This is a genomic window from Anaeromyxobacter sp. (assembly GCA_016718565.1).
Classification (GTDB): Bacteria; Myxococcota; Myxococcia; order Myxococcales; family Anaeromyxobacteraceae; genus JADKCZ01.
Genome location: JADKCZ010000001.1, coordinates 353193 through 379011 on the forward strand (window position 1 = coordinate 353193; position 25819 = coordinate 379011).

Here is a 25819-nt window from a genome sequence, read left to right on the forward strand (position 1 = left end):
TTCCCCGCCCGCCATGGTCGGACTGGTCGTCGCCACCCACGGGGAGCTCGCCGCCGAGCTGCTCCGCACCACCGAAGCCATCGTCGGCCCGGTCGCCCTGGCGTCGGCGGTCTCGGTCGACTCGCAGACCTCGGTGGAGGAGGCGCGGGGCCGGCTGGCCACCGCCATCCACAAGGTGGGGACCGACGGCGAGGGCGTGCTGGTGCTCACCGACATGTTCGGCGGCACCCCGGCCAACCTGGCGCTCACCTTCCTCGACGAGCAGATCGAGGTGGTCACCGGCGTCAACCTGCCCATGCTGATCAAGCTGGCCACCACCCGGGCCGACGGCCTGGCGGCCGCCGCCGAGCTGGCCTGCGCCCACGGCCAGAAGAACATCACCCTGGCCAGCGCGCTCCTGCGCGCCAAGGTCCAGCCCGCCCGCCGCTGACCCGCCGCACCTGCCCGAGAGCCCCCCGCCGGTGATCCCAGTCGTCCGCGTCGACAACCGCCTGCTGCACGGCCAGGTGCTGGAGACCTGGATGCCGCGCCTGCAGGTGGCGAGGGTGGTGGTGGCCGACGACGCGGCGGCGGCCAGCCCGCTGGCGCAGGCCGCCATGACGCTGTGCGTCCCCGCCGAGGTGCCGGTGGAGGTGCTGCCGCTCGACCGGGTGGACTTCGCCGCCCTGGCGGCCGCCCCGGGCCCGGTGCTGGTGCTGGTGCGCGAGGTGGCCGGCCTGGTCCGGGCCGCCGCCGGGGGGCTCACGCCGGCCCGGGCGCGCCGCCTCAACCTGGGCAACGTCCACTTCGCCGAGGGGCGCCGGCCGGTCAGCCCGTCGGTGTTCCTGAGCGCGGCCGAGCTGGCCGCCTTGGAGGCGCTGGCCGCCGCCGGCTTCGAGGTGGAGGCGCGGGCGCTGCCCACCGACCCCCCCGCGGGGCTGGCCGAGCTGGCGCGCCGGTACGCCGCCGCCCGATAGGCTAGACTCCCCACACCGTGCCCTACCTCCTCCTCGGCCTCATCGCCGGCTTCGCCGCCGTGGAGCGCAAGGGCTTCCTGCAGGCCATGCTGTCGCGCCCCATCGCCCTGGCGCCGGTGGCCGGGCTGGCCCTGGGCGACCCGGCCGGCGGCCTCTACGTGGCCGCGCCGCTCGAGCTGCTCTGGCTCGGCGCCGTCAACATGGGGGCGGCCCTGCCGCTGCACGAGTCGATCGGCACCGCCGCCATCGCCGCCGGCGCGGTGCTGGCCGGGCAGGCGCTCGGCACCGGGGTGACCGCCCCGGTGGCCATCCTGGCGGTGCTGCTGTGCGCCCCGCTGGCGCTGCTGGGCCGCCGCGCCGACCGGCTGGTGGAGGTGAAGAACGAGCAGCTGGCGGCCCGCGCCGAGCACGAGCTGGCCTGCCACCACGCCCAGGCGGCGGTGCGCCAGAACCTGCACGGCCTGCTCCTGCCCTTCGCCCTCTCGGCCCTGCTGGTGCCGGTGGGCGCGGCCCTGTGCGGCGCGGCGGTGCCGGCCCTGCTGCGCGCCGCCCCCGGGGCCGGCGCCCCGCTCACCCTGGCCTGGTGGGCCTTCGCCGGGGTGGCCTGCGCCGCCGGGGCCAAGGCGCTCAGGGCCCGCCGCGCCGGCTGGGCCTTCGCGGCCGCCGCGGTGGCCGTGCTGGCCGGCGGGCTCCTCATGGGAGGCGCCGCGTGAGGCTGCGCCAGGCCACCTTGCTGCGCGTCTTCTGGCGCTGCCTCTTCCTGCAGGCCGCCTGGAACCGGCGCGGCATGCAGAACCTGGGCTTCGCCTACGCCATCGACCCGGCGCTGCGGGCGCTCTACGCCGACCCGGTGGCCCGCGAGGAGGCGCTGCAGCGCCACCTGGGGTTCTTCAACTGCCACCCCTACATGGCCGCGGCCATCCTGGGCGGGGCCATCCACCACGAGGAGAAGGTGGCGGCCGGGCAGGAGCCCGGGGCCGCCCCGCTCACCTACAAGGCCACCCTGCAGGGGCCGCTGGCGGCGGTGGGCGACGGCTTCTTCTGGACCGCGCTGCGCCCCTTCTTCGGCGCGGTGGCGGCGGTGGGCGCGCTCACCATCGGCTGGCCGGCGGTGGTGGCGGCGCTGCTGGCCTACAACCTGATCCACGCCTCCATCCGCTGGGGGCTGTTCCGGGCCGGCTACGAGAAGGGCGACGGCGTGGTGGCGGACATCGCGCGGCTGGCGCTGCCCCGCCTGGCCGACCGGCTCCGGCTGCTGGGCGCGGTGCTGTGCGGCGCGGCCGCCGGCCTGCTGGCGCTGGCGGCGGTGGGCGGCCAGCTGGCGGTCTCGGGCGGCACGGCCGGCGGCCCGCTGGCCGGGGCGGTGGGGGCCGCGGGCGCGGCGGCGGTGGCGCTGGGCGCGGCGCTGGGCTACCTGGCCCTGGCGCGCGGGGTGCCGCTCTTCCCGGTGGTCTACGCCGGGGCGGCGGCGGCGGCGGTGGCGGCGATGGCGCTCGGTGGGCGCTGGAACGGGGGCTCGTGACGATGTCGCGGCTGCAGAAGACCTTCACCATCGTGAACCCGCTGGGGCTGCACGCCCGGCCGGCCGCCCAGCTGGTCCAGGCGGCCAACCGGCACAAGAGCGAGGTGCTCTTCGCCAAGGACGGGGCCGAGGTGAACGCCAAGTCCATCATGGGGGTGCTCACCCTGGCGGCGGCGCGCGGCAGCCAGCTCACCGTGACGGTGGAGGGCGAGGACGCCGAGACCGCCCTGGCCGCCATCGGCAAGATGATCGAGACCGGCTTCGGGGAGGGCTAGGTGGCCACCGGCACCACCATCCTGGTCGGCATCGGCGCCTCCGCCGGCATCGCCATCGGCCGCTGCTGGCCGGTGGACCGGCGCAAGGTCCGCACCCCCAAGCGGCGGCTCGGGCCCGAGGAGGTGGAGCCTGAGCTGGGCCGCTTCCGCGCCGCCCTGGAGCGCTCCGACCAGCAGCTGGGCGAGGTGCGCCGCAAGGTGGCCGAGGCCGAGGGCAGCAGCGCCGGCGACCACGTCGCCATCATCGACATGCACCGCATGATGCTCAAGGACGAGATGCTCGTCCTGGAGGCGCAGCGGCTGGTCCGCGAGGAGCGCATCAACGCGGAGTGGGCCGTCAAGCGGGCCGTCCGCAAGATCAAGGCCGCCTTCTCCGACGCGGCCGACGAGTACTTCAAGGAGCGGCGCGCCGACGTGGACTTCGTCGGCGAGCGCATCATCAAGAACCTGCTGGGCGAGCAGGTGGACGTGGACGAGCCGCCGCCGGAGGGGGCCATCATCGTGGCCCACGACCTCTCGCCGGCCGACACGGCGCTCTTGCTGCACGACCGCAAGGTGGCGGCCTTCGTCACCGACGCCGGGGCCAAGACCAGCCACACCGCCATCGTGGCGCGGGCGCTGGAGGTGCCGGCGGTGGTGGCGGTGGGGCGCATCACCGCCCTGGCCGATCGCGGCGACTGGATCATCGTGGACGGGGCGCGCGGGGTGGTCATCATCGACCCCACCCCGGGCGAGCGGGCCGACTACCAGGTGGCGCGCGAGCGCTGGCTGGAGCACGAGCAGGAGCTCCTGCGCACCCGCGACCTGCCGGCCTCGACCCAGGACGGGGTCACGGTGCGGCTGGCCGGCAACATCGAGTTCGCCGAGGAGGTGCCCAGCCTGCTCTCGCACGGCGGCGAGGCGGTGGGGCTCTACCGCACCGAGTTCCTCTACCTGCAGCGCGAGCAGCTGCCCACCGAGGAGGACCACTACCAGGACGCCCGGCGCATCCTGGAGCAGCTGGCGCCGCGGCCGGTCACCATCCGCACCTTCGACCTGGGCGGCGACAAGCTGCCGGCCGGCATGCGGGTGCACACCGAGAACCCGGCCCTGGGGCTGCGCGCCATCCGCTACTGCCTGCGCCAGCCGGAGCTCTTCCGGGCCCAGCTGCGCGGGCTCCTGCGCGCCGCCCCCCACGGCAACCTGCGGCTCATGTTCCCCATGATCTCGGGCATCAACGAGCTGCGGGCCGCCAAGCGGGCCCTGGCCGACGTGCGCGAGGAGCTCAGGCGCGAGGGGCACGACCTGCCGCCCATCCCGGTGGGCATCATGATCGAGCTGCCCAGCGCGGCCGTCATCTCCGACCGGCTGGCGGCCGAGTGCGACTTCTTCAGCATCGGCACCAACGACCTCATCCAGTACACCATCGGCATCGACCGGCAGAACAAGGACGTGGCCTACCTCTACAAGCCGCTGCACCTGGCGGTGGTGCGGCTGCTCAAGCTGGTGTGCGACAACGCCGCGGCGGCCGGCATCCCGGTCTCGATGTGCGGCGAGATGGCCGGCGAGCCCATGAACGCGCTGGTGCTGATGGGGCTGGGGGTCACCGAGTTCTCCATGAACGGCCCGTCCATCCCGCTGGTGAAGCGGGTCATCCGGGCGGCCCGCGCCGAGGACGGGCGGGCCCTGGCGGCGCGGGTGCTGACGCTCACCTCGGCCGACGAGATCGAGCGCGAGGTGAAGGACGAGATGAGCCGGCGCTTCGGCGCCTTGCTGGACCACGACGCCCAGGTGGGGCCGGTCTCGGGGTAGCCGCCGCGGCGGTGGTCCGTCCGCCGGAGCGGACGGGCGACAGTGCCGTCCGCCATGTTGACAGTCCCTTACGGGGCCGAATACGGTGCGGCCCTTTCGAACCACCGTCAGGAGCCACATGTCCGCCACCGACTACCTCTTCACCTCGGAGTCCGTCACCGAGGGCCATCCGGACAAGATGGCCGATCAGATCTCCGACGCCGTGCTCGACGCGGTGCTCAAGACCGACCCCAAGGGCCGGGTGGCCTGCGAGACGCTGCTCAAGACCGGCTACGTCATGATCGCCGGCGAGATCACCTCCGACGCGCTGCTCGACTTCCCCAAGATCGCGCGCCGGGTGGTGCGGGACATCGGCTACACCGACAGCGCCATGGGCTTCGACTTCAGCACCTGCGCGGTGCTGGTGGCGGTGGACGAGCAGTCGCGCGACATCGCCCAGGGCGTGGACACCGGCGGCGCCGGCGACCAGGGCATGATGTTCGGCTACGCCTGCGACGAGACCCCCACCCTCATGCCGGCGCCCATCCAGTACGCCCACGCCGTCACCCGGCAGCTCGCCAAGGTGCGCAAGGGCGGCGTGGCCTTCCTCCGGCCGGACGGCAAGAGCCAGATCTCGGTGGAGTACCGCGACGGCAAGCCCTTCCGCATCGACACGGTGGTGGTCTCCACCCAGCACTCCGAGGAGGTCTCCAACAAGGAGCTGCACGAGGTGGTGCGCGAGCTGGTCATCGCCAAGTCGCTGCCGCGCAAGCTGCTCGACAAGAAGACCAAGATCCACATCAACCCCACCGGCCGCTTCGTCACCGGCGGCCCCATGGGCGACACCGGCCTGACCGGCCGCAAGATCATCGTGGACACCTACGGCGGCATGGGCCGCCACGGCGGCGGCGCCTTCTCCGGCAAGGACCCGTCCAAGGTGGACCGCTCGGCCGCCTACATGGGGCGCTACATCGCCAAGAACGTGGTGGCCTCCGGCCTGGCCACCCGCTGCGAGGTGCAGGTGGCCTACGCCATCGGCGTGGCCGAGCCGGTCTCGGTGCTGGTGGAGACCTTCGGCACCGCCACGGTGGCCGAGGACAAGATCGGCAAGGCGGTGCGCCGGGTCTTCGGCCTGACCCCGCGCGCCATCATGGAGCAGCTCGACCTGCGGCGGCCCATCTACGAGAAGACCGCCGCCTACGGCCACTTCGGCCGCACCGAGAAGAGCTTCACCTGGGAGCGGACCGACAAGGCCGAGGAGCTGGCCGCAGCGGGCGGGCTGAAGAAGCAGGCCGGGTAGTCTCCGGCGCCGCGCCGCAGGGCTGTTCCGGGGGGCTCGCCGAGGTGGCGGGCCCTTCGGCGTGGAGGGGGTCAGTTCACACGCCTGGACCGATATCGGTTCGGACGTCCGAACCATCCTTTGGGGGGAGGGGTGGGCGGCAGCGGCAGATAGAGAGGCCAGCCTCCGCCCCGCCCCCCGGCCCCCTCACCCCAGCCCTCTCCCCCAGCAAGCTGGGGGAGAGGGAGCTCGAGCGGACGAGTCCACGGCTCCCGCGGACTGAGTCTCCCGGTGTTCGAGGTCATCCGGCCCCCTCACCCCGGCCCTCTCCCCCAGCGAGCTGGGGAGAGGGAGCGCAGACCGTGGTTCTCCGCGGCAGGGTGGGCGGCACCACCGTCTAGCTGGTGGTGGACGGAGCCCGCACTTCCGGCATTCCAGGGGCAGAAGCCGTCCCTGCCAGGCGGCACGCCTTGTCTGCTCCCTCTCCCCTCCGGGGAGAGGGCAGGGGTGAGGGGTGGGGAGAGGGGGGAAAGACCGCCCCGACTTGATCCGCCACCCGTGATCGTTATATCCGTTCACCCGGATAGAGCGATGAAACCCGCCCCCGCCCAGCCCCCTGCCGCCGACCCCTCCCGGCCCGCCGCCCTGCTCGGCTGGATGGACGGGCTGGCCGACGAGACCCGCCTGCGGCTCCTGCGGGTGCTGGAGCGCGAGGCGCTCTCGGTGCAGGAGCTGTGCGACGTGCTGCGGCTGCCGCAGTCCACCGTCTCGCGCCACTTGAAGACCCTCTCGGACCAGGGCTGGCTCACCAGCCGGCGCCAGGGCACCGCCAGCTTCTACGCCTTCTCGCCGGACGCCGAGGCCGGGGCCCGCCGGCTCTGGAAGCTGGCCCGCGCCGAGACCGAGGCCTGGGCCGCCGCCGGGCAGGACGAGCTGCGGCTGGAGGCGCGCCTCAAGGCCCGCCGCGCCGGGGCCCAGGAGTTCTTCGCCGGCGCCGCCCAGGAGTGGGAGGCGCTCCGGGCCGAGCTCTACGGCGCGGCCTTCGAGCGCGAGGCGCTGGGCGCCCTCCTGCCGCCGGACTGGATCGTGGCGGACCTGGGCTGCGGCGCCGGCACCCTCACCGCCGCCCTGGCCCCGCACGTGGCGCGGGTCATCGGGGTGGACCAGTCGGCCGCCATGCTGCGCACCGCCCGCCGCCGCCTCGACGGCGCCGCCAACGTGGAGCTGCACCGCGCCGGGCTGGAGGCGCTGCCGCTGCCGGCCGCCTCTTGCGACGCGGCGCTGCTGGTGCTGGTGCTGGCCTACGTGCCCGAGGTGGCGCCGGTGCTGGCCGAGGCGGCCCGCATCCTCAGGCCGGGCGGTCGCCTGGTGCTGGTGGACCTGGCCCGCCACGACGACCAGGACTTCGCCCGCCGGCTCGGCCAGGCCCGCCTGGGCTTCGCCCCCGCCGATCTCACCCGCGCCCTCGCCGCCGCCGGCCTCGCGGGCGCCACCGTCCGCCCGCTGCCGCCCGAGCCGGGCGCCAAGGGGCCGGCGCTGCTGCTGGCCACCGCCCACCGGCCGGGCCCCTAGGCGCCGCTTCCCTCCTCCCGGCGCGGAGCCCTCGAGCCCGCGCCGCCGCCGGACCAGACCACGCCGCACCGAAGCCCTGACGCCGCACCGAGACGCCACGAACACAAGGAGACGAACCATGGCCGCCAAGAAGAAGCCCGCCTCGAAGCTCGAGTTCAACGTGAAGGACCTCTCCCTGGCCGCCTGGGGCCGCAAGGAGATCGAGCTGGCCGAGAAGGAGATGCCGGGCCTGATGGCCATCCGCCGGGAGTACGGCAAGCGCCAGCCGCTCAAGGGGCAGCGCATCACCGGCTCGCTGCACATGACCATCCAGACCGCGGTCCTCATCGAGACCCTGGTGGACCTCGGCGCCGACGTGCGCTGGGCCTCCTGCAACATCTTCTCGACCCAGGACCACGCCGCCGCCGCCATCGCGGTGGGCCGGAAGGGCACCGAGGCCGCCCCGGCCGGCGTGCCGGTCTTCGCCTGGAAGGGCGAGACCCTCGAGGAGTACTGGCTCTGCACCGAGCGGGCCCTCGACTTCGGCGCCGGCAAGGGCCCGACCCAGATCGTGGACGACGGCGGCGACGCCACCCTGCTCATCCACAAGGGCGTGGAGTTCGAGGCGGCCGGCAAGGTGCCGGGCCCCGAGACGGCCGACTCCGAGGAGTACGCCGTCATCCTGCAGCTGCTGGCGGCCACGCTGAAGCAGGACAAGAAGCGCTGGACCCGGGTGGCGGCCGCCTGCGCCGGGGTCACCGAGGAGACCACCACCGGGGTGCACCGCCTCTACGACATGCAGAAGAAGGGGCAGCTCCTCTTCCCGGCCATCAACGTCAACGACTCGGTCACCAAGTCCAAGTTCGACAACCTCTACGGCTGCCGCCACTCGCTGGTGGACGGGCTCAACCGCGCCACCGACGTGATGCTGGCCGGCAAGCTCTGCGTGGTGCTGGGCTACGGCGACGTGGGCAAGGGCTGCGCCCAGGCGCTGCGCGGGCAGGGCGCCCGCGTGGTGGTCACCGAGATCGACCCCATCAACGCGCTGCAGGCGTCGATGGAGGGCTACCAGGTGGTCCGGCTCGAGGACGTGGTGAAGACGGCCGACGTCTTCGTCACCGCCACCGGCAACCTCGACGTCATCACCACCGAGCACATGTCGAAGATGAAGGACTGCGCCATCGTCGGGAACATCGGCCACTTCGACAACGAGATCGACATGGCCGGCCTGAAGAAGGTGCCGGGGCTGACGCGCGTCAACATCAAGCCGCAGTACGACGCCTTCGTCTTCCCCGACGGCCACCGGGTGCTGATCCTGGCCGAGGGGCGCCTCCTCAACCTGGGCTGCGCCACCGGCCACCCGTCCTTCGTGATGTCCAACTCCTTCACCAACCAGACGCTGGCCCAGATCGAGCTGGCGGTGAACCGGAAGAAGTACGGCAAGGAGGTCTACACCCTGCCGAAGCACCTGGACGAGAAGGTGGCGGCGCTGCACCTCGAGCAGATCGGGGCGCGCCTCACCAAGCTGACCCCCAAGCAGGCCGAGTACCTCGGCATCTCGCCCAAGGGGCCGTTCAAGCCGGACCACTACCGGTATTAGCGGCCGCTTCGCGGCCGCTGCTTGTAGCCCAGACCGCGGCGCCCCAGGACTTCCTCCCGGGGTCGCCGCGTCGTCATTGGCGGACCGTCACCCCTTGGTGCCGGCGCCGTGCGACTCGTAGGCTTTGGTGTCCATGGGCGGGCCGAAGTCCCGATGGCTTGGCTGGGTCTCGACGCCGTACTGCTTGGTGGAGAGGTTCTCCTTGAGGATGACCCCCGCCTGCCCACCCTGCTCGACCATGACGAAGCGGCTGTCGCTCGGATCCATCCCGCGGAAGGTGACCGGCTCGTTCAGGTTCAGGTGCCGCCGGAACCCGTTCGGCGACAGCCGAGAGGAGTCGTAGAAATCGGTTTCGTGGGACGAGACGAAGAGCGTGTCGCCCGGCCTGACCCTCCGCCGGCCCGCGCAGACGTCCTCCAGGCCGGAGGGATCGATCCGGTTGACCGGGTCGTTGCCGGCGTAGGCGTACAGGTTGGTGTCGCCGGCCGCGAAGCCGATGGGGTCCTTGGAGGTCCAGCGTCCGGTGGCCGGGTCGTAGTCCCGGGCCCCGAAGTGGACCAGGCCGGTGTCGAGGTCGCGCAGGCCGCCGGCGAAGCCGAACGGCTGGAAGCCGGGGTTGCTGTCGAGGAGGACCTGGCCAAGGGCGTCGTAGTCGAGCCGCTGCGCCACCGCGCCGCTGGCGGCGTCCACCACCAGGCGGGGGCTGCCGAGCTGGTCGGAGAGGATGCGGAAGGTGCCCGCGCCGCTCACCAGGTAGTCCGGGGCGTGGTGGCCCGGGCGGTAGACGAAGACCGCCTTCACGGCACCGGCGCCGTCCAGCCAGGCCACCGGCCGCTCGCCGTCGAACAGGTAGGCCTCGGCGACCGCGCCGTTCACCCGCTTCCCGATGCGCCGCCCCAGCCCGTCCAGGAGGTAGTCGAGCTGCCGGCCGTCCGGCAGCAGGACGCCGCGGAGCCGGCCGAGCGCGTCGTGCTGGTAGCTGGTGGTGCCGGCGCCACCGGTGCGCGAGGCGAGGGTACCGGTGGGCGTCCAGGCGTAGGTGGTGGAGCCCGCGGCGAGGAGCCGGTCCTGGGCGTCGAAGGTGGCGCTCACGGCCGGCCCGCCGGAGGCGTGGGAGGTGCGGTTCCCCTGCGGGTCGTACCCGGAGGTGGACGCCAGCGCCCCGTCCACCGTCACGGTGGCCAGCCGGCCGGCCGCGTCGTACCCGTAGTCGATGGCGCGGGTGGTGCCCTGCACCGTCTCGACCACGCCGGTGATCCGGCCGAGCGCGTCCCGCGACCAGGCTGCGGCGTAGAGGGGGCTCCCGCCGGCCGAGGCGGCGAAGGTGGCAGGTGCCCCGAAGGCGTCGTGGCCCTCGCTGGTGGTCACGGTGCCGAGGGTGGTGGAGGTGGGGAGGCCGCTCGCGGCGGCCCGGCCGATGGCGAGCGCGCCCGCCCCGACCAGCAGGCCGTCGGCGTCGTAGGTGAGGGCGGCGGTGACGCCGCCCACCGAGGTGGAGGCCGGCCGGTGGCGCGCGTCGTGGGTGGAGGTGACCGCGCCGGCCACGGCTCCGGACCAGGCCTGGGCGGTGAGCAGCGCGCCGTCCCAGCCCGCGGTGAAGGTCACGCCGCCGGCCGCGGCGGTGGAGAGCCGCCCGGCCGCGTCCCAGGTGAAGGCGGCCGTGCCGGCCCCCATGGTCGAGGCGACGAGCTGGCCAGCGGTGCCGGGCAGGCCACCGGAAGCTGCCGCGTAGGTCTGGACCACCGCGTCGCCGTCCGGCAGGTCGAGGCGGGCCAGCCTCCTGTCGGCGTCGCGGGTCACCAGGGTGGACAGGGTCCCCGCCCCGCTCACCGCCGGCGGCGTGACGCTGGCCAGCCAGTCGGTCGGCGCCCAGGCGAGGGTGTGGGCGCTCCGGCCGGGCGGCGTCACGGTGGCGAGGTGGCTGGCGGCGTCCCAGCCGAGCCCGAGCAGGCGGCCGCCGGGGAGGGACTCGCCGGTGACCTGGCCGAGCGCGTCCCGGGCGAAGCCGAAGGTCCGCCCCGGGGCGTCGGTCAGGCTGGAGAGCCGACCATCCGCGCCGTAGGTGAAGGCCCTGGTCCGGGTCCCCTCGGCGCGGCCGGACACCCGGCCTCGCGCGTCGTAGCCGAAGGTGACGGGCGTCAGGCCGGCCGGTGAGAGGGTGGTGGCCCGCCCCTCGGCGTCGAGCTGCAGCGAGCCGGCCCGGCCGGTGGGTGAGGTCAACGTCCAGGTCCGGGTCGCGGCGGCGTAGGCGGCGCGCCAGGTCTGGCCCGCCTCGGTCACCGTCTCCTCGAGGGCGGTGACGCTGAATGGATTCGAGCGCAGCGCCAGCGACGCCGTGCGGGTCGCGGTGATGGTCCGCGTGTTCCCGCTCGGGGTCTCCACCATGATGGAGGCAGCCACGGGAGCGACCAGCCCCCAGCGCGGGTCGGGCCCCCACTCCACCGTGGTGACGGTCCCATCTTCGGCGGTCGCGACCACGCCGCCGGCGGCGTTGGTGGTCCAGGAGCGGGTGGCGCCCGAGGCGTCCACCACGGTGCGGACGAAGCCGCCTTGCGGGAGTTCGGTCACCCGGTAGCGGCGGTTGCGGCCGAGCGCCGAGGTGGTGGTCACGGTGCGATCGCCCTGGGTGCCGCTGCGGGCCAGCGTGGTGACCGCGCCGCCCGGGCCCCGGTCCTCGGTGAGGCGGCCGAGCGAATCGTAGGTGTAGCTGTGGGATCTGCCACCGGGCTCCTCGAAGGACTGGAGCAGGCCGGCGGCCGAGGAGATGGCCGTCCGCACTCCACCCGTGGGGTCCTCCACTCGGGCAAGCCAGCCCGCGCCGTCCACGCCGAGGAGCGTGCGATGGCCGTAGGGGCCCACCAGGGCCGTTGGCGTGCTCCCCGACCGCTCCACCGCCGTGACGTTGCCGGCGCCGTCGGTCATGCTGGTGAGGCGCCCCGAGGCGTCATAGGTGAAGGCTCGGATGAGGCCGCCCGTCGTCCCCTCCACGGTCCTGAGGTGCCGCCCTTCGGAGGTGAAGACGTGGACCTCCTGCCCATCCTCGTCGGGGATCTGGAGCTCACCTTGCCCGCCAGCCGGGAGGGCCGGGAGGATACGCATGATGGCCGTTCCCTGGGCGTTGCCGCCCCCGAGGTAGAGGAGCCCGTCCGGACCCCAGGTCACCTTGGGGGTCACGCCGGCGAAGCTCATGTTGGCGCCGATGGCCGGGCCATCGCCGGCGAAGCCACCGCCGGCGATGGTGCTGATGGTGCCGTCGGCCGCGACCTGGCGGACGGAGGCAGGCTGGCTGATGGCGGGGATGATCGCCTGCAGGATGGTGAGGAGCCCGTCGGGCGAGATGGCGATGCCCACCGGATCGACGGCCGCCTCGGTGGCCGGCCCGCCGTCGCCCTGCCCAGCCACCGTCGGCGCGGTGCCGTTCCCGGCCACCGTCTGGATGATGCCGTCGGGCCCGATGCGGCGGACCCGGGCGTTCCAGCGGTCCTCCAGGTAGAGGCTGCCATCCGGCGCCGCGGCGATGTTGCCGATGATGCCGAGGCCGGCGGCGGTGGCCGGGCCGCCGTCGCCGGTGGCGTCGGGGAAGCTCCCGTCACCTGCGAAGGTGGAGAGGATGCCGTCGGTGCCGATCCGCCGGATCCGGACACCGGTCGTCTCCGTGAAGTAGACGGAACCGTCCTGGCCGACCGCCATCGCGTCGGGCTGGATGATGGCGCCGATGGCGGGGATCCCGTCTCCCACCCCCACCGCCGGGCCGGTGTCGGGTGGGCCGGCCAGGAGCGTGCTCCCGAAGGAGCCCCCGGTGTGGCCGGGCGGAAACCGCCGGATGGTCACCTGGCCGTCGGAGTTGGTGATGGCGTAGAGCCACCCGTCTGGTCCGACCACCTGCTTGCTCGCTCGCGGGATCAAGGTCCCGATCGTCGTGCCGGTCGGGGTGGAGTGGATGATCCCCCCGGGACTGGGGAATGAGATGCCAATCCAGAGAGAGCCGTCCTGGTCGACGGCGACGGACCCGTTGTGGGGCTTGGTGCCAGAGTCGAGGGCCGTCGGGATGACGGTCTGGATGACCGCGGTCGGGATCTGACGCGTCCGCCCGTCGCCGTAGAGGAGGAGTCGGCTCGACGGGTCATAGGTGTGGTGGACCGAGAGCGACCAGCCCGCCAGCCCCAGGCCGCCGGCGTTCCAGCGCCGCACGGACGTCTGGTACTCCCTCCAGATCGTGATCTCCAGGCGGGTCGGGCTCCCTGCGAGGGCGAGGCCGCTCGAGCCCGGGTACCCGAAGCCTCGCGACGAGCTGTAAACGGCCGCGTAGGTGTAGCCGAGGCGCACCCGCACCGGCAGGGTTCCCCAGACGTCGCGCCCGTAGGCGTCCTTGCCGTCGAAGTCGAACGGCTGGGAGAGCCCGGCGGCGGCCGGATACCCCCAGGCGAAGTCCCGCCCGGCCACCTGGATCCGGAGCTCCACCCGCCGCAGGCTGGGCGGGATGCTGGCGCCGGTGAGCGGGAGGTCGAGGTGGCTCTCCGCCCTGAACCCGGGCATCCGCTCGCTCTGATGGTGGAGGCGCCAGGGGGTGCCGGCCACCGGCAGCGACTCACCAAGCGACTGGCCCTCGCAGCCGATGACCGAGCCGCACTCCTCGAAGGGATCGGGAACCAAGGGATCCCGCCCTGGTGGCGCAGGGGGCGGGCGGGCGTCGAGGGGGAGGGCGATGCCCCAGTTGAGATCGGCCGGCGAGAAGTGGCTCATGCGGACTCGCCACAGGGACTGGCCCGGGGCATAGAGCGAGGCCAGGGCCTGCCGCTCCTCCACATCGATGCCGATGGCAGCCAGGGCCGCCGCGTCGGCCGGCGCGCCGCCGGCATCCAGCGCGACGTCGGCGGCGCCGCCGGTGGCGCCGAGCACCGTGAGCACCACCCCGTTCTCGCCCGCCCGCCAGAGCCCGGCGTCGCGGTCGTACCAGCCGTAGGGCACGGCCGTGCCGGCCGGGAAGCCGAGGAAGTTCTCGACGTAGTGGACCACCGGCGTCGAGAAGACGACGTGGCTCGCGCCGCCGGCGAGCCCCTCGTCGGCCGAGAGCTCGACCGCGTAGGTGTAGGCGCTGCTGGCCGGCAGCGTGCCGGGCATGGCCTCGGGGCCGCTGGCGCCGACCGTGTACTCGGTCGACCGGAAGTGGAGCACCGGCGCCGGCACCGTCGTGCCGTCGGGCATGAGGAGCGACGCCGAGGTCCCGGCGGGGAACAGGACGGTGGAGCGGCGCGTCCCGCTGTCGTCGCTCGAGGCGGTGCCCCGGGCCACCTGCAGGGCGATGGCCCCGGAGGCGACGGTGGTCACGGCGGGGTCGAGCGGGATGAGGACCACGTCCGGCACGCTCACGAAGCCGGCCCAGGGCGCCACCACCTGCCGCTGCGACGGGAGGTAACCCTCGGCCTCCATCGAGACCGTCATGGTGCCGCCACCGTTCACGGCCAGATCGTAGCGGCCGTCGGCCCTCGAGAGGGTCTCGCCGAGCTCGGGGTGACCGACCACGCGGACCCGGGCCCCCGACAGCGGCGCGCCGGCGCGGGTCCAGAGGGCGCCGCGCAGGACCGCGGCGCGCTCCGGCCGGATGGTCCCGGGGGCCACGCCGGTCTGGATGGGGTCCGGCCCTTCGTAGAGGAAGGCGGTCGAGGCGGCCAGGGTGGTGGCCACGCCCGCCGGGACGGGAGGCGCCACGGTGGAGGGGTCGGGCGGCAGGACCGGCCCCTGGCCCGGGCCGGAGGAGATCACCAGCGCGACGCCGGACAGGGGCAGCACCACCTCCCCGGCGCTCGGGACCTGGGAGATGATCTGGCCAGCCGGGACGGTGGGCGAGGCGGAGGTGGTCACCGCCCCGAGGTTCAGGCCGGCGGCGTCGAGCGCGGCCTGGGCCTCGGCCTGGGTCAGGCCCGCGAGGGACGGGACGGTCACCGTGCTCGGCCCGGAGGAGACCACCAGGTCCACCGCCGCGCCGGTCGCCACCGTGGCCCCCGCCGCCGGGTCCTGGCCGACGACCTGGCCGGCCGGCGCCGTGGGGCTGCTCGCCAGGCCCACCTCGCCCACCGAGAGGCCGGCGGCCGTGAGGGCCGTGGTCGCCGCCGCCTGCGAGAGGCCGACCAGGCTCGGGACGGTGACGGTGGGAGGCGTGACCGGCGCGCCACCGCCGGAGCCGCCGCAGGCCGCGCCCAGCAAGGCCGCGGCGAGGAGCGGCAGGAGCCGCCCGGTGCGCGAGGAGCAGCGGGAAGGCTCGAGGCGGCGCATGTGGACTCCAGGGTCGTGCGGGGAGGGCCGGCATGGGCTCTAGCTGCCCGTGGTGTAGACGGCAAGCCGCACCGCGTGTGACGCAGCGCGGGCGGCGCCGGGGCGCGACCAATTCGGGGGGGCGTGACGGGACCGGCGCGTCGGCCTAAGACTCGGTGGATGGCCACCCTCGAGTTCTTCTTCGACTTCACCTCGCCGTACAGCTACCTGGCCTCCACCCAGGTGGAGGCGCTGGCGGCCCGCACCGGCGCCACGCTGCGCTACCGCCCCTTCCTCCTGGGCGGGGTCTTCAAGGCCACCGGCAACCGGGCGCCCATCGAGACGGTGGCCAAGGGCCGCCACATGTGGACCGACCTCCTGCGCTGGTCGAAGCGGCTGGAGGTGCCCTTGCGGCGGCCGCAGACCTTCCCCATCCCCTCCATCCTGGCGCTGCGGGCCGTGCTGGCGGCCCCGCCCGAGGCGCTGGGGGCGGCCAGCCAGGCGGTCTTCCGGGCCGTCTGGGCGGAGGACCGCGAGGTGGGCAAGCCGGAGGTGCTGGCGGCGGTGCTCACCGAGGCGGGCCTCGACGGCGCGGCGCTGGTGGCGGCCGCGCCCGGCCAGAAGGAGGCGCTGGTGGCCCAGACCCAGGAGGCGGTGGACCGCGGGGCCTTCGGCGCCCCCACCTTCTTCGTGGGGAGCGAGCTCTTCGTGGGCAACGACCGGCTCGACTTCGTGGAGCAGGCGCTGCGCGGGCGGTAGCGCCGCCCGGGCTCGTCGGGTAGGGTCCGCCGGCATGTCGCTCCTCGCCGCGGTCCTGTTCGGCCTGGTCCAGGCCGCCACCGAGTTCCTGCCGGTCTCCTCGACCGCCCACCTGCTGGTCTTCGGGGAGCTCGTGGGCGGCCACTCGCTGCAGGACCCCACCTTCCGCGCCTTCGTGGACGTCATCCAGGTCGGCACGGCGCTCTCGGTGGTGGTCTACTTCCGCGCCGACCTGTGGCGCATCCTCTCGGGCTCGCTGCGGGCGCTGGCCGCCGGCCGCCCGCTCGGGACCCCCGAGGCCCGGCTCGGCTGGCTCATCGTCATGGGCACGGTGCCGGCCGCCCTCCTCGGCAAGCTGCTGGAGCACCGCATCGAGGCCCTGGGCAACTGGGTCATCGCCGGCTCGCTGGTCTTCCTGGGCCTGGTGCTGCTCCTGGCCGAGCGGCTGGCCCGCCACGAGCGGCCCATCGAGGCGGTGGGCCCGCGCGAGGCCGCCCTGATCGGCCTGGCCCAGGCCTGGGCGCTCATCCCCGGCTCGTCGCGCTCCGGCTGCACCCTCACCATGGGCATGCTGCTGGGCTTCACCCGCGAGGCGGCGGCCCGCTTCTCCTTCCTGCTCTCGGTCCCCATCATCCTGGCGGCCGGCGGCTACAAGCTCTGGAAGGTGCTGCCCACCCTGCGCGCCGCCCCCGACTGGCAGGCCGCCACCGCGCTGGCCACCCTGGTCTCGTTCGTGGCCGGCTACCTGGTCATCGGCTGGCTGCTGGGCTGGCTGCGCACCCGCTCCACCTACCTGTTCGTGGCCTGGCGCGTGGTGGCCGGCGTGGTGGTGGCCGCGCTCATCACCACGGGCGTGCTCCCCCCGTAGATGTCGCTCGAGGCGCTGGCCCGGGCGCTGGCCGCCCACGTCCCGGCGCCGGCGCCGCTCGAGCGCATCGCCCCCGAGCACCTGCCGGCCGGCGGGTTCGGCGAGGCGGCGGTGCTGGTGCCGCTGCACCCGGGGCCGGCCGGCCCGTGCGTGCTCCTGACGGTGCGGCGCGGCGACCTGAGGCGCCACGCCGGGCAGGTGAGCTTCCCGGGCGGCCGGGTGGACCCCGGCGAGGGCTCCCGGGCCGCGGCGCTGCGGGAGGCCCAGGAGGAGATCGGCCTCGACCCGGCCAGGGTGGAGGTGCTGGGCCGGCTCTCCGAGACGGTGGTGCTGCAGTCGGCCTTCCGCTTGACGCCATGGGTCGGGTCCGTGCCATACCCCTACCCGTACGCGGCGGCGCCGCGGGAGGTGGAGGCCATCTGGCACGTACCCCTCGCGGCCCTGCTGGCGCCGGGGGTCCACCGCACCGAGCGCCGCCTCTTCTACGGCATGGAAGTCGACGTCCACGCCTATGACGTCGAGGGCCGGACGATCTGGGGCGCCACCGCCCGGGTCCTCTCCGAGCTGCTCGGGATCTGGAGGCAGCTGTGAAGGTCTTCCCGGTGATCATGGCGGGTGGTTCGGGCACGCGGTTCTGGCCGCTGTCGCGGCGCAGCCGCCCCAAGCAGTTCCTGGCGCTGGCCGGCGACGAGCCGCTGCTGGCCGCCACGGTGCGGCGCCTGCCGCCCCTGGCCAGCGCCGCCGACACCTACGTGGTGTGCGGCCCGGCCCACGCCGCGGCGGCCCGCCGGCTGGTGAAGGAGCTGCCGGCCGCCAACTTCATCGTGGAGCCCTGCGCCCGCAACACCGCCCCCTGCGTCGGGCTGGCCGCGCTGCACGTGGCGGCCCGCGACCCGAAGGGCGTGGTGGTGATGCTGCCGGCCGACCACCACATCGGCAAGCCAGCGGCCTTCCGCGAGGCGCTGGCCGCGGCCGCCCGCCTGGCCGAGGCCGGCCACATCGCCACCATCGGCATCCGCCCGCACGCCCCCGAGACCGGCTACGGCTACCTGAAGGTGGGCGCCCGCCTGGCCGCGCGCGGCCTGGCCAGGGGCAAGGCGCCCGGGGCCAAGGGGAAGAAGGGCGCGCCGGGCGGCGCCCACCGCGTCGAGCGCTTCGTCGAGAAGCCGGACGTGGTCACCGCGGCCCGCTACCTGGCCGACGGCCACTACCTGTGGAACTCGGGCATCTTCGCCTTCCGCGCCGACGTCATCCTCGACGAGATCCGGCGCGCCATGCCGGTGCTGGGCGAGCAGCTGGGGGTCATCCAGGCCGCGCTGGGCACCCCCTCCTACAAGAAGGTCCTGGGGCGGGTCTTCCCCGACTGCCCCTCCATCTCCATCGACTACGGGGTCATGGAGAAGAGCCAGCGCATCGTGGTGGTGCCGGCCGACTTCGGCTGGAGCGACGTGGGCAGCTTCGCCGCGCTGCCCGAGGTGCGGGAGCGGGACCACCTCGGCAACGTGGCCGAGGGCGACGCCCTGGTCATCGACGGCCGCAACAACGTGGTGCTGGCCGGGGGCGGCCGCCCGGTGGCGGTCATCGGCCTGGACGACGTGGTGGTGGTGGACGCCGGCGACGCCATCCTGGTGTGCCGCAAGGACCGCTCGCAGGACGTGCGCAAGGCGGTCGACGAGCTGGCGCGGCGCGGCCGCGACGAGGTGCTCTAGCCATGGCGGCCGTCAACCCGGTGGTCTTCCGCGAGTACGACATCCGCGGCGTGGCGGGCACCGACCTCACCGAGGAGACGGTGGGGCTGGTGGCGCGGGCCCTGGGCACCCAGGTGCGGGCCGCCGGCGGCCGCCGGGTGGTGGTGGGGCGCGACGTGCGCCTCTCCGGCCCGGCCTTCCACCGGGCCGCGGTGGCGGGGCTGCTGGCCACCGGCTGCGACGTGGTGGACCTGGGCGTGGTGCCCACCCCGCTCACCTACTTCGCGGCGCAGACGCTCGACGTGCACGGGCTCTGCATGATCACCGGGTCGCACAACCCGCCCGAGTACAACGGGATGAAGATCGGGGTGGGCAAGACCACCCTCTACGGCGAGGCCATCCAGGAGATCCTGCGGCTGGTGCTGAAGGGCGAGTTCGCCAGCGGCGCCGGGACCTTGACCACCCACGACATCGTCACGCCCTACCAGGACTACGTGGCGGAGAACCTGCGGCTGGGGGCCCGCCGGCTCAAGGTGGTGGTGGACGCCGGCAACGGCACCGGCGGCGTGGCGGTGCCCATCTTCGAGCGGCTGGGCCTGGAGGTGGTGCCGCTGTTCCTGGAGCCGGACGGCCGCTTCCCCAACCACCACCCGGATCCCACGGTGGAGCAGAACCTGGCGCAGCTGAAGCAGAAGGTGCTGGAGACCCGGGCCGACCTGGGCATCGCCTACGACGGCGACTCGGACCGGGTGGGGGCGGTGGACGAGCGGGGGCAGGTGCTGTGGGGCGACCAGCTCATGATCCTCTTCTCCCGCGCCATCCTGAAGGAGCGCCCGGGGGCGGCCATCGTGGGCGAGGTGAAGTGCTCCTTCACGCTCTACGACGACATCCGGGCTCGCGGCGGCCGGCCCATCATGTGGAAGGCCGGCCACTCGCTCATCAAGGCCAAGATGAAGGAGGAGCACGCCGAGCTGGCCGGCGAGATGAGCGGCCACATCTTCTTCGGCCACCGCTGGCTGGGCTTCGACGACGGCATCTACGCCTCGGGGCGGCTGCTGGAGCTGCTCTCCCACACCGCGGCGCCCCTCTCGAGCCTGCTGGCCGACGTGCCGAAGACCTTCTCCACCCCGGAGCTGCGGGTGGACTGCCCGGAGGCGCTCAAGTTCGAGCTGGTGAAGCGGGCCCAGGCCTTCTTCTCGGCCCGCTACCAGGCCATCACGGTGGACGGGGTGCGGGTGGTCTTCCCCGACGGCTGGGGGCTGGTGCGCGCCTCCAACACGCAGCCCATCCTGGTGCTGCGCTTCGAGGCCACCACCCAGGCCCGCCTCGCCGAGATCCGGGCGCTGGTGGAGGCCGAGGTGACCCGCCTCCTGGCCGAGCTGGGCGCCTGATGGCGGCGCCTGGCGCGACCCTCGACCAGGGGACAGGGGCGGCGCCGTGACCGCCCGCCTCCGGCTGGGCGTGGACCTGGGCGGCACCAACGCCCGCGCCGCGCTGGTGGATCAGGCCACCGGCGAGGTGGTGGCCTCCCACAAGCTGCGGCACCAGGAGCGGGAGCCGGCGGCGGTGGCCCGCACCGTGGCGGCCGCCGTGGCGGAGGCGGCCCGGCAGGCCGGCGTGGCGGTGGCGGCGCTGGGCGGGGCCGGCGTGGGCGTGGCCGGGCAGTGCCTGGGCAGCACCGGCGTGGTCCTGAACGCGCCCAACCTCGGCTGGCGGGAGGTGGCCTTCGGCGCGCTCCTGGCCGCCGAGCTCCGGCTGCCGGTGCGCATCGCCAACGACCTCTCGGTGGCGGCCTGGGGTGAGCGGGCCTTCGGCGCGGCGCGCGGGGTGGACGACGCGGTGCTGGCCTTCGTCGGCTCCGGCGTGGGGGCCGGCCTCATCCTGGGCGGGCGGCTGCACGACGGCGCCAGCGGGGTGGCCGGCGAGCTGGGCCACATCAAGGTGGCGCCGCGCGGCGCCGCGCCGCGCCAGTGCGGCTGCGGCGAGTGGGGCTGCCTCGAGGCCTACGTCGGCGGCATGAACCTGGCCGCGCGCGTGCGGGAGGACCTGGCGGAGGGGAAGGGGGCGGCCGTGCTGGCCGCCGCCGGCGGTGATCCCTCCAAGGTGTCGGCCTCGGCGGTGGAGGCCGCCTACACCGGCGGCGACCCCTACGCGCGCGAGCTGTGGTCCGAGGCCGGCGAGCTGCTCGGCACCGCGCTCGCCAACCTGTGCACCCTGCTCAACCCGGCGCGCCTGGTGCTGGGCGGCGGGGTGCTGCTGGGCTGCCCCCACCTGCTGCGTATTTCGCACGCCCACCTGCACGATCGCACGCTGCGGGCGGCGCGCGGCGCCCTGGTGGTGGTGCCGGCCGGGCTGGGCGACGACGCCGGCGTGGTGGGCGCGGCGCTGCTCGGTCCCGGGGTCTGCTGACCCATACGAGCAGTGATCCGAACGGCGCGATCCGATCACCCATCGTGAAAATCCGGGTTCACGGGGAGCCATACCCGTTCGGATCGTGCGGCGGGGCAGGCGATCCACGCGATCACTTTTCTGTTGCGGTTCCTTGACGGGATCGATCCGGCATTGATAACGTGCGCGCACATTGTCCATTCCGAAGTCCTTACGAAGTGAATGGACGTTCCGAGGAGGGAACACATGGCTGCCAAGAAGACCGCGAAGAAGGTTGTGAAGAAGGCTGCGAAGAAGGCCGCGAAGAAGAAGTAGTTGGCCTTTGCAGCACGCTGTGCCGCGGCCGCCTTCGGGCGGCCGCAGCCTTTTGTGGGCCCGGATCTCGCTGGTGGCAGGGCCTCTCGAGGCGGTCGCACCCGCCGTGTCGGCCGACCAGCGCACCCCGAGGAGCCCCGTGTCCCTCTCCACCGACGAGCTCGACCTGCTGCTCTCCGAGCTCGCGCCGCTGTGCGGCGCCCGGGTGGACGCGGTGCGGTGCCACGCCGAGCGGGCCCTCACCCTCGAGCTGCACGGGCGCGGCCGCGAGGCGCTGCTGCTCCTCTCCGCCGAGGCCGACGCCACCCGCCTGCACGTGGCGACGGCCCGCCCGCCCCAGCCGGAGACCCCCTTCGGCTGGCAGGGGCTGCTGCGGCGCGAGCTGGAGGGCGCGCGGCTGGCCGGCCTGGCCCGCTGGCCGGGCGACCGGGTGGTGGCGCTCACCTTCGAGCGGGCGGCCGGCCCGGCGGTGCTGGTGGCCGAGCTGACCGGCCGCCACGGCAACCTCTTCCTGCTCGACGCCGAGGGGACCATCCGCGCCAGCGCCGGCCGGAACCTCTCCACGCGGCGCGAGCTCGTCCCGGGAAAGCGGTACGTGGCGCCCGAGCACCCCTCACCCCGGCCCTCTCCCCAGGGGGGAGAGGGAGGGGTGGCTTCGAGCCCTCGCCCTCAGCGGTTCGCCGACGAGCTCGCGGTCCCCTCACCCCGGCCCTCTCCCCGGGGGGGAGAGGGAGAAGGAGCCCCGTTCCCCTTGTCGGCGGCCGTCGAGCGCCACTACCTGGCGCAGGAGGAGGCCCGCGCCCTGGCCGAGGCGCGCAAGCGGCTGCGCGAGCCGGCCCGGGCGGCCCTGGCCCGCGGCCGCCGGGCCCTCGAGAAGCTGGCCGACGAGGCGGCGCGGGTGCCGGCGGCGGAGGGCGACCGGCGGCTGGGCGACCTCCTCAAGGCCCACCTGCACGCCGTCAAGCGGGGCCAGCACGAGGTGGAGGTCACCGAGTGGACCGAGGAGGGGCCGCGCCAGGTGGTGGTGCCCCTCGACCCGGCCCTGGGGCCAAAGGAGAACCTGGAGCGGCTCTACAGGCGCTTCCGGCGCATCACCGAGAGCGCCGCCCGGGTGCAGGCGCGCCTGGCCGAGGTGCAGGCCCGGGACGCCGCCCTGGTGGCGCTGCTGGCGGCCGTGGACGCGGCCAGCGTCGACGCCCTGCCGCGGCTGGAGCGCCAGGCCCGCGCCATGGGGGCCGGCCCGCGCCCGGCGCCCCGGCCGCGCCGGCGCGACGACCAGCCGGCGCCGCCCTACCGCGCCTTCCGGTCGGCGGCCGGCCTGCCCATCCTGGTGGGGCGCGGCGCCGCCGAGAACGACCAGCTGACCCGCCGGGTGGCGCGCGGCAACGACCTGTGGCTGCACGCCCGCGGCCTGGCCGGCGCCCACGTGGTGGTGCGGCTCGGCAAGGCGGCCCCCGACCAGGAGACCTTCCTGGACGCGGCCCACCTGGCGGTCCACTTCTCCGACGGCCGCGGCGAGCCGCAGGTGGAGGTGGCCGCCACCCGGGTGAAGCACGTCAAGAAGGCCAGGGGGGCGGCGCCCGGCGCGGTCACCTACAGCCAGGAGCGGGTGGTGCTGCTGCGCCTGGAGCCGGCGCGCCTGGCCCGGCTGCTGGCCGAGGAAGAGGCCAGCCAGGCTTGAACCGCGCCCCGGGGGGCCAATAGGATCGCCCCCACGTGCCGACCCGCCAGGCCAGCCGCCAGCTCGACCTCTTCGACGCCCGCCAGCTCGCCCGCGAGGCGCGGCTCCTGGTGGCGCGCCGGGTGGCCGACGAGATCGCCCTCCACCTGGGCGAGCGGGTGCGGCTCACGGTGCACGACAACCGCTCCACCATGGTCTCCTTCCGGCGGGCCGGCGGCGGGGTCCACTACCGGGTGCACCACATGTTCCTGGAGGCGCCGGCCGCGGTGGTCCAGGCCCTGGCCCACTTCGCCGGCCCGCCGGCCGTCGCCCCGGGCGCGCCGCCCGCCGCCGGGGCCGGGCGCCGCGGGGGGCGCGGCGCGGCGGCGCGGCGGCGCGAGGCCGGACGCCACATCGACGCCTTCGTGCGGGCCCGGCGCGACCGCATCGGCGCGCCGCGGGTGGGCCGGCTGCAGCCGCGCGGGCGGGCCCACGACCTGCAGGCCATCTTCGACCGGCTCAACGCCGCCGAGTTCGACGGCGCCATAGAGGCCCGCATCGGCTGGGGGGCGGTGCGGACCGGCCGGCGGCGCCGCACCGTCAAGACCGGCGTCTACCTGCACGACGCCCGCGTCATCCGCATCCACCCCACGCTGGACCGGCCGGAGGTGCCCGAGTTCTACGTGGCGGCGGTGGTCTTCCACGAGATGCTCCACCAGGCGGTGCCGGCGCGCGAGGTGGGCGGCCGGCGGGTGGTGCACGGCCGCGAGTTCAAGGCGCGCGAGCGCGCCTACGTCGATCACCAGCGGGCCCACGCCTGGGAGGTGCGCCACCTCGGGCTGCTCCTCTCCTCGCCCGACGCGTGAGCCGCCCGCTCCGGGCGCCTGGGGTGCGGCGCCCGCCCCGGCCCTGTGACATCATCCGGCCACATGCCCCGGCCCACCCCGCGCCACGCCTCCTCCCGGCCCGCCCCGGCCGGCCGCCTCGCGGCGCTGGCGCTGCTGCTCGGGCTGGCCGGGCCGGCCGCGGGCTGCCTGACGGCGCGCGGCACCCCCGACGAGCCGGTGGTGATCTCCTTCCACCTGGAGGGCGTCGAGGCGGTGGACGCGGGCCACCTGCGCAACCGGCTGGCCACCCAGCCCTCCGGCCGCTACCGCTGGAGCGACGCCTGGCGGCTCGACCCGGACGCCCTGGCCACCGACCGCAAGCGGGTGGAGGCCTACTACCGCGAGCGCGGCTACTACCAGGCCAAGGTGGAGAAGGTGGACGTGATGCCGGCCGGCGAGGGGCGCGTCCGCATCGGCATGCGCATCGTCGAGGGGCCGCCGGTCAAGGTGGTCCGGCTCACCGTCACCGGCCTCGACGAGGCGCCCGAGGCCAGGAAGAAGGCCGGCCGGCTGGCCCTGCGCGAGGGGCAGGTCTTCACCGAGGCGGCCTACGACGCGGCGCGCGCCGAGCTGGTGGGCGCGCTCTCGTCCACCGGCTACGCCGTCGCCACCGTGTCGCAGCAGGCGCGGGTGCTGCCGGAGGAGGGGACCGCCGAGGTCCGCTACGACGTCCTGCCGGGCCCGCGCTTCCGCTTCGGCCGCGTCTTCGTGGCCGGCACCGCGGCGGTGCCGCGCCACCGCATCGCCGACCAGGCCGGCATCGAGATCCGGCAGGGCGACTGGTACGACGAGGCCCGCCTGGCGCGCGTCCAGACCCGGGTCTTCGACCTGGGCGTCTTCGCCGGGGTGCGGGTGAGCCGCGGCACGCCCGACCCGGAGACGCGCACCGTGCCGGTGGTGGTGGCGGTGCGCGAGGCCCCCTTCCGGACCGTGCGCGTCGGGCCCGGCCTCGGGTTCCAGGTGACCCGCTGGGAGGCGCAGGGCCTGGCCTCCTGGACCGATCGCAACTACTTCGGCGAGCTGCGCCGGGTGCAGGTGGACCTTCGGGCCGGCTACGCCTGGATCCCCAGCCCGTTCCAGCGCAAGCGCGAGGGGGTGGTGGGGCTGCTCGGCCTGGAGTTCTCGCAGCCCGGCGCCCTGACCCGCCGGGTGGACGCCTCGGTGCGTGTGGAGCTGGAGAAGAGCCTGGAGGAGGCCTACGGCTTCTACTCGGAGCGGCTGCGGCTGAGCACGCCCATCCGGGTGGCACCGCGCTGGAGCTTCGTGCCGAGCTACAACCTCGAGGTCTACCAGCTGCAGGACCTGGTGCTCGACGCGGGGGCGCCGCCGGTGCAGTTCCGGAACTGCCCCGGCGACGTCTGCCTGCTCTCCTACCTGGAGCAGCGGCTCTCCTACGACCGGCGCGACGACCCCATCACGACCACCCGGGGCTTCTACGCCGCCATCTCGGTGCAGGAGGGGTTCCACCTGGCGGGCGCCGGCTACACCTACCTGCGGTTCCTGCCCGAGGTGCGCGGCTACCTGCCGCTGGGCCAGAGCACCGTGCTGGCGGCGCGGGTCCGGGTCGGCGCGCTCATCCCCCTCGGTGAGCCGGAGGCGGCGCCGGTGGTGGCGCTCTTCACCTCCGGCGGGCCGCTCAACATGCGCGGCTACGGCACCCAGCGGCTCTCGCCCATGACCTACCAGGACTCGCTGTGGGTCCCCACCGGGGGCAACGGCCTGCTCGACGGCTCGCTGGAGCTGCGCACCCCCATCTCGGGCAACCTGGGCGGCGCCCTCTTCGTCGACGCCGGCAACGTCTCAGGCGCCTCCGCGCTGCCCACCGAGTACCAGCGCGCCCTGGACGTCAGCCAGCTGCAGCTGGCGGGCGGCCTCGGCATCCGCTACGCCACGCCCTTCGGCCCGCTCCGGGTGGACGTGGCCATGCGGGTGCCCACCGACTGGAGCGCCGGCGTCCCGTTCGCCCACCGCTTCCCGACCGTGCCCGGCGGCTCCGGCCACCGCGAGCCCATCGCCGCCCTGCACCTCTCGCTCGGGGAGGCCTTCTAG

The 25819-nt window shown here is 74.7% G+C and carries 19 protein-coding genes; 18 read left to right on the forward strand and 1 reads right to left on the reverse strand.

Features of this window, described 5'->3' with window-relative positions:
- The first annotated feature begins 13 nt into the window (after positions 1-13).
- The 9 genes from IPO09_01545 to IPO09_01585 all read left to right on the forward strand — a co-directional run bounded on the left by IPO09_01545 (position 14) and on the right by IPO09_01585 (position 8953).
- Positions 14-430, forward strand: a complete 417-nt coding sequence (locus tag IPO09_01545) for a PTS fructose transporter subunit IIA (protein MBK9516035.1) — start codon at positions 14-16, stop codon at positions 428-430.
- Positions 431-461: 31 nt separating this feature from the next.
- Complete coding sequence (locus IPO09_01550) at positions 462-956, forward strand: PTS sugar transporter subunit IIB (GenBank protein ID MBK9516036.1); 495 nt, start codon at positions 462-464, stop codon at positions 954-956.
- A gap of 17 nt (positions 957-973) precedes the next feature.
- Positions 974-1669: a PTS sugar transporter subunit IIC gene (locus IPO09_01555; protein ID MBK9516037.1), complete on the forward strand. Its 696-nt coding sequence runs from the start codon at positions 974-976 to the stop codon at positions 1667-1669.
- Positions 1666-2478 carry a PTS system mannose/fructose/sorbose family transporter subunit IID gene (locus tag IPO09_01560; protein ID MBK9516038.1) on the forward strand — a complete coding sequence of 271 codons (813 nt, stop codon included), beginning with the start codon at positions 1666-1668 and terminating at the stop codon, positions 2476-2478. Before IPO09_01555 ends, IPO09_01560 begins: the two co-directional genes overlap by 4 nt.
- Positions 2479-2480: 2 nt before the next feature.
- Positions 2481-2753, forward strand: a complete 273-nt coding sequence (locus IPO09_01565; protein MBK9516039.1) for an HPr family phosphocarrier protein — start codon at positions 2481-2483, stop codon at positions 2751-2753.
- Complete coding sequence (gene ptsP, locus IPO09_01570) at positions 2754-4544, forward strand: phosphoenolpyruvate--protein phosphotransferase (GenBank protein MBK9516040.1); 1791 nt, start codon at positions 2754-2756, stop codon at positions 4542-4544.
- A 118-nt stretch (positions 4545-4662) separates the two neighbouring features.
- Positions 4663-5823, forward strand: coding sequence for a methionine adenosyltransferase (locus tag IPO09_01575; protein MBK9516041.1), 1161 nt, complete (start codon positions 4663-4665; stop codon positions 5821-5823).
- A 570-nt stretch (positions 5824-6393) separates the two neighbouring features.
- Complete coding sequence (locus tag IPO09_01580; GenBank protein MBK9516042.1) at positions 6394-7374, forward strand: metalloregulator ArsR/SmtB family transcription factor; 981 nt, start codon at positions 6394-6396, stop codon at positions 7372-7374.
- 118 nt (positions 7375-7492) lie between these two features.
- The gene (locus tag IPO09_01585) at positions 7493-8953 is read left to right on the forward strand and encodes an adenosylhomocysteinase (GenBank protein MBK9516043.1); all 1461 of its coding nucleotides are present in this window, start codon (positions 7493-7495) and stop codon (positions 8951-8953) included.
- 87 nt (positions 8954-9040) lie between these two features.
- Here IPO09_01585 and IPO09_01590 read toward each other — a convergent pair whose 3' ends face one another.
- Positions 9041-15226 (reverse strand): PASTA domain-containing protein, encoded by a 6186-nt coding sequence (locus IPO09_01590; GenBank protein MBK9516044.1) that lies wholly within the window; start codon positions 15224-15226, stop codon positions 9041-9043.
- 159 nt (positions 15227-15385) lie between these two features.
- Here IPO09_01590 and IPO09_01595 point away from each other — a divergent pair, with 159 nt between their 5' ends.
- From IPO09_01595 to IPO09_01635, 9 genes are all read left to right on the forward strand, one after another.
- Positions 15386-15964: a 2-hydroxychromene-2-carboxylate isomerase gene (locus IPO09_01595; protein MBK9516045.1), complete on the forward strand. Its 579-nt coding sequence runs from the start codon at positions 15386-15388 to the stop codon at positions 15962-15964.
- A gap of 34 nt (positions 15965-15998) precedes the next feature.
- Complete coding sequence (locus tag IPO09_01600) at positions 15999-16832, forward strand: undecaprenyl-diphosphatase (protein MBK9516046.1); 834 nt, start codon at positions 15999-16001, stop codon at positions 16830-16832.
- Positions 16833-17423 (forward strand): CoA pyrophosphatase, encoded by a 591-nt coding sequence (locus tag IPO09_01605; GenBank protein ID MBK9516047.1) that lies wholly within the window; start codon positions 16833-16835, stop codon positions 17421-17423. It abuts the gene before it with no gap.
- Positions 17420-18541, forward strand: a complete 1122-nt coding sequence (locus tag IPO09_01610) for a mannose-1-phosphate guanylyltransferase (GenBank protein MBK9516048.1) — start codon at positions 17420-17422, stop codon at positions 18539-18541. Before IPO09_01605 ends, IPO09_01610 begins: the two co-directional genes overlap by 4 nt.
- 2 nt (positions 18542-18543) lie before the next feature.
- Positions 18544-19911: a phosphomannomutase/phosphoglucomutase gene (locus IPO09_01615; GenBank protein MBK9516049.1), complete on the forward strand. Its 1368-nt coding sequence runs from the start codon at positions 18544-18546 to the stop codon at positions 19909-19911.
- Between the two features lie 46 nt (positions 19912-19957).
- Entirely contained in the window at positions 19958-20929 is a 972-nt protein-coding gene (locus IPO09_01620) for an ROK family protein (GenBank protein ID MBK9516050.1), read from the forward strand.
- A 433-nt stretch (positions 20930-21362) separates the two neighbouring features.
- Positions 21363-22904, forward strand: a complete 1542-nt coding sequence (locus IPO09_01625) for a DUF814 domain-containing protein (protein MBK9516051.1) — start codon at positions 21363-21365, stop codon at positions 22902-22904.
- Positions 22905-22939: 35 nt separating this feature from the next.
- Positions 22940-23749 (forward strand): hypothetical protein, encoded by an 810-nt coding sequence (locus IPO09_01630; GenBank protein MBK9516052.1) that lies wholly within the window; start codon positions 22940-22942, stop codon positions 23747-23749.
- Between the two features lie 63 nt (positions 23750-23812).
- Positions 23813-25819 (forward strand): BamA/TamA family outer membrane protein, encoded by a 2007-nt coding sequence (locus tag IPO09_01635; protein MBK9516053.1) that lies wholly within the window; start codon positions 23813-23815, stop codon positions 25817-25819.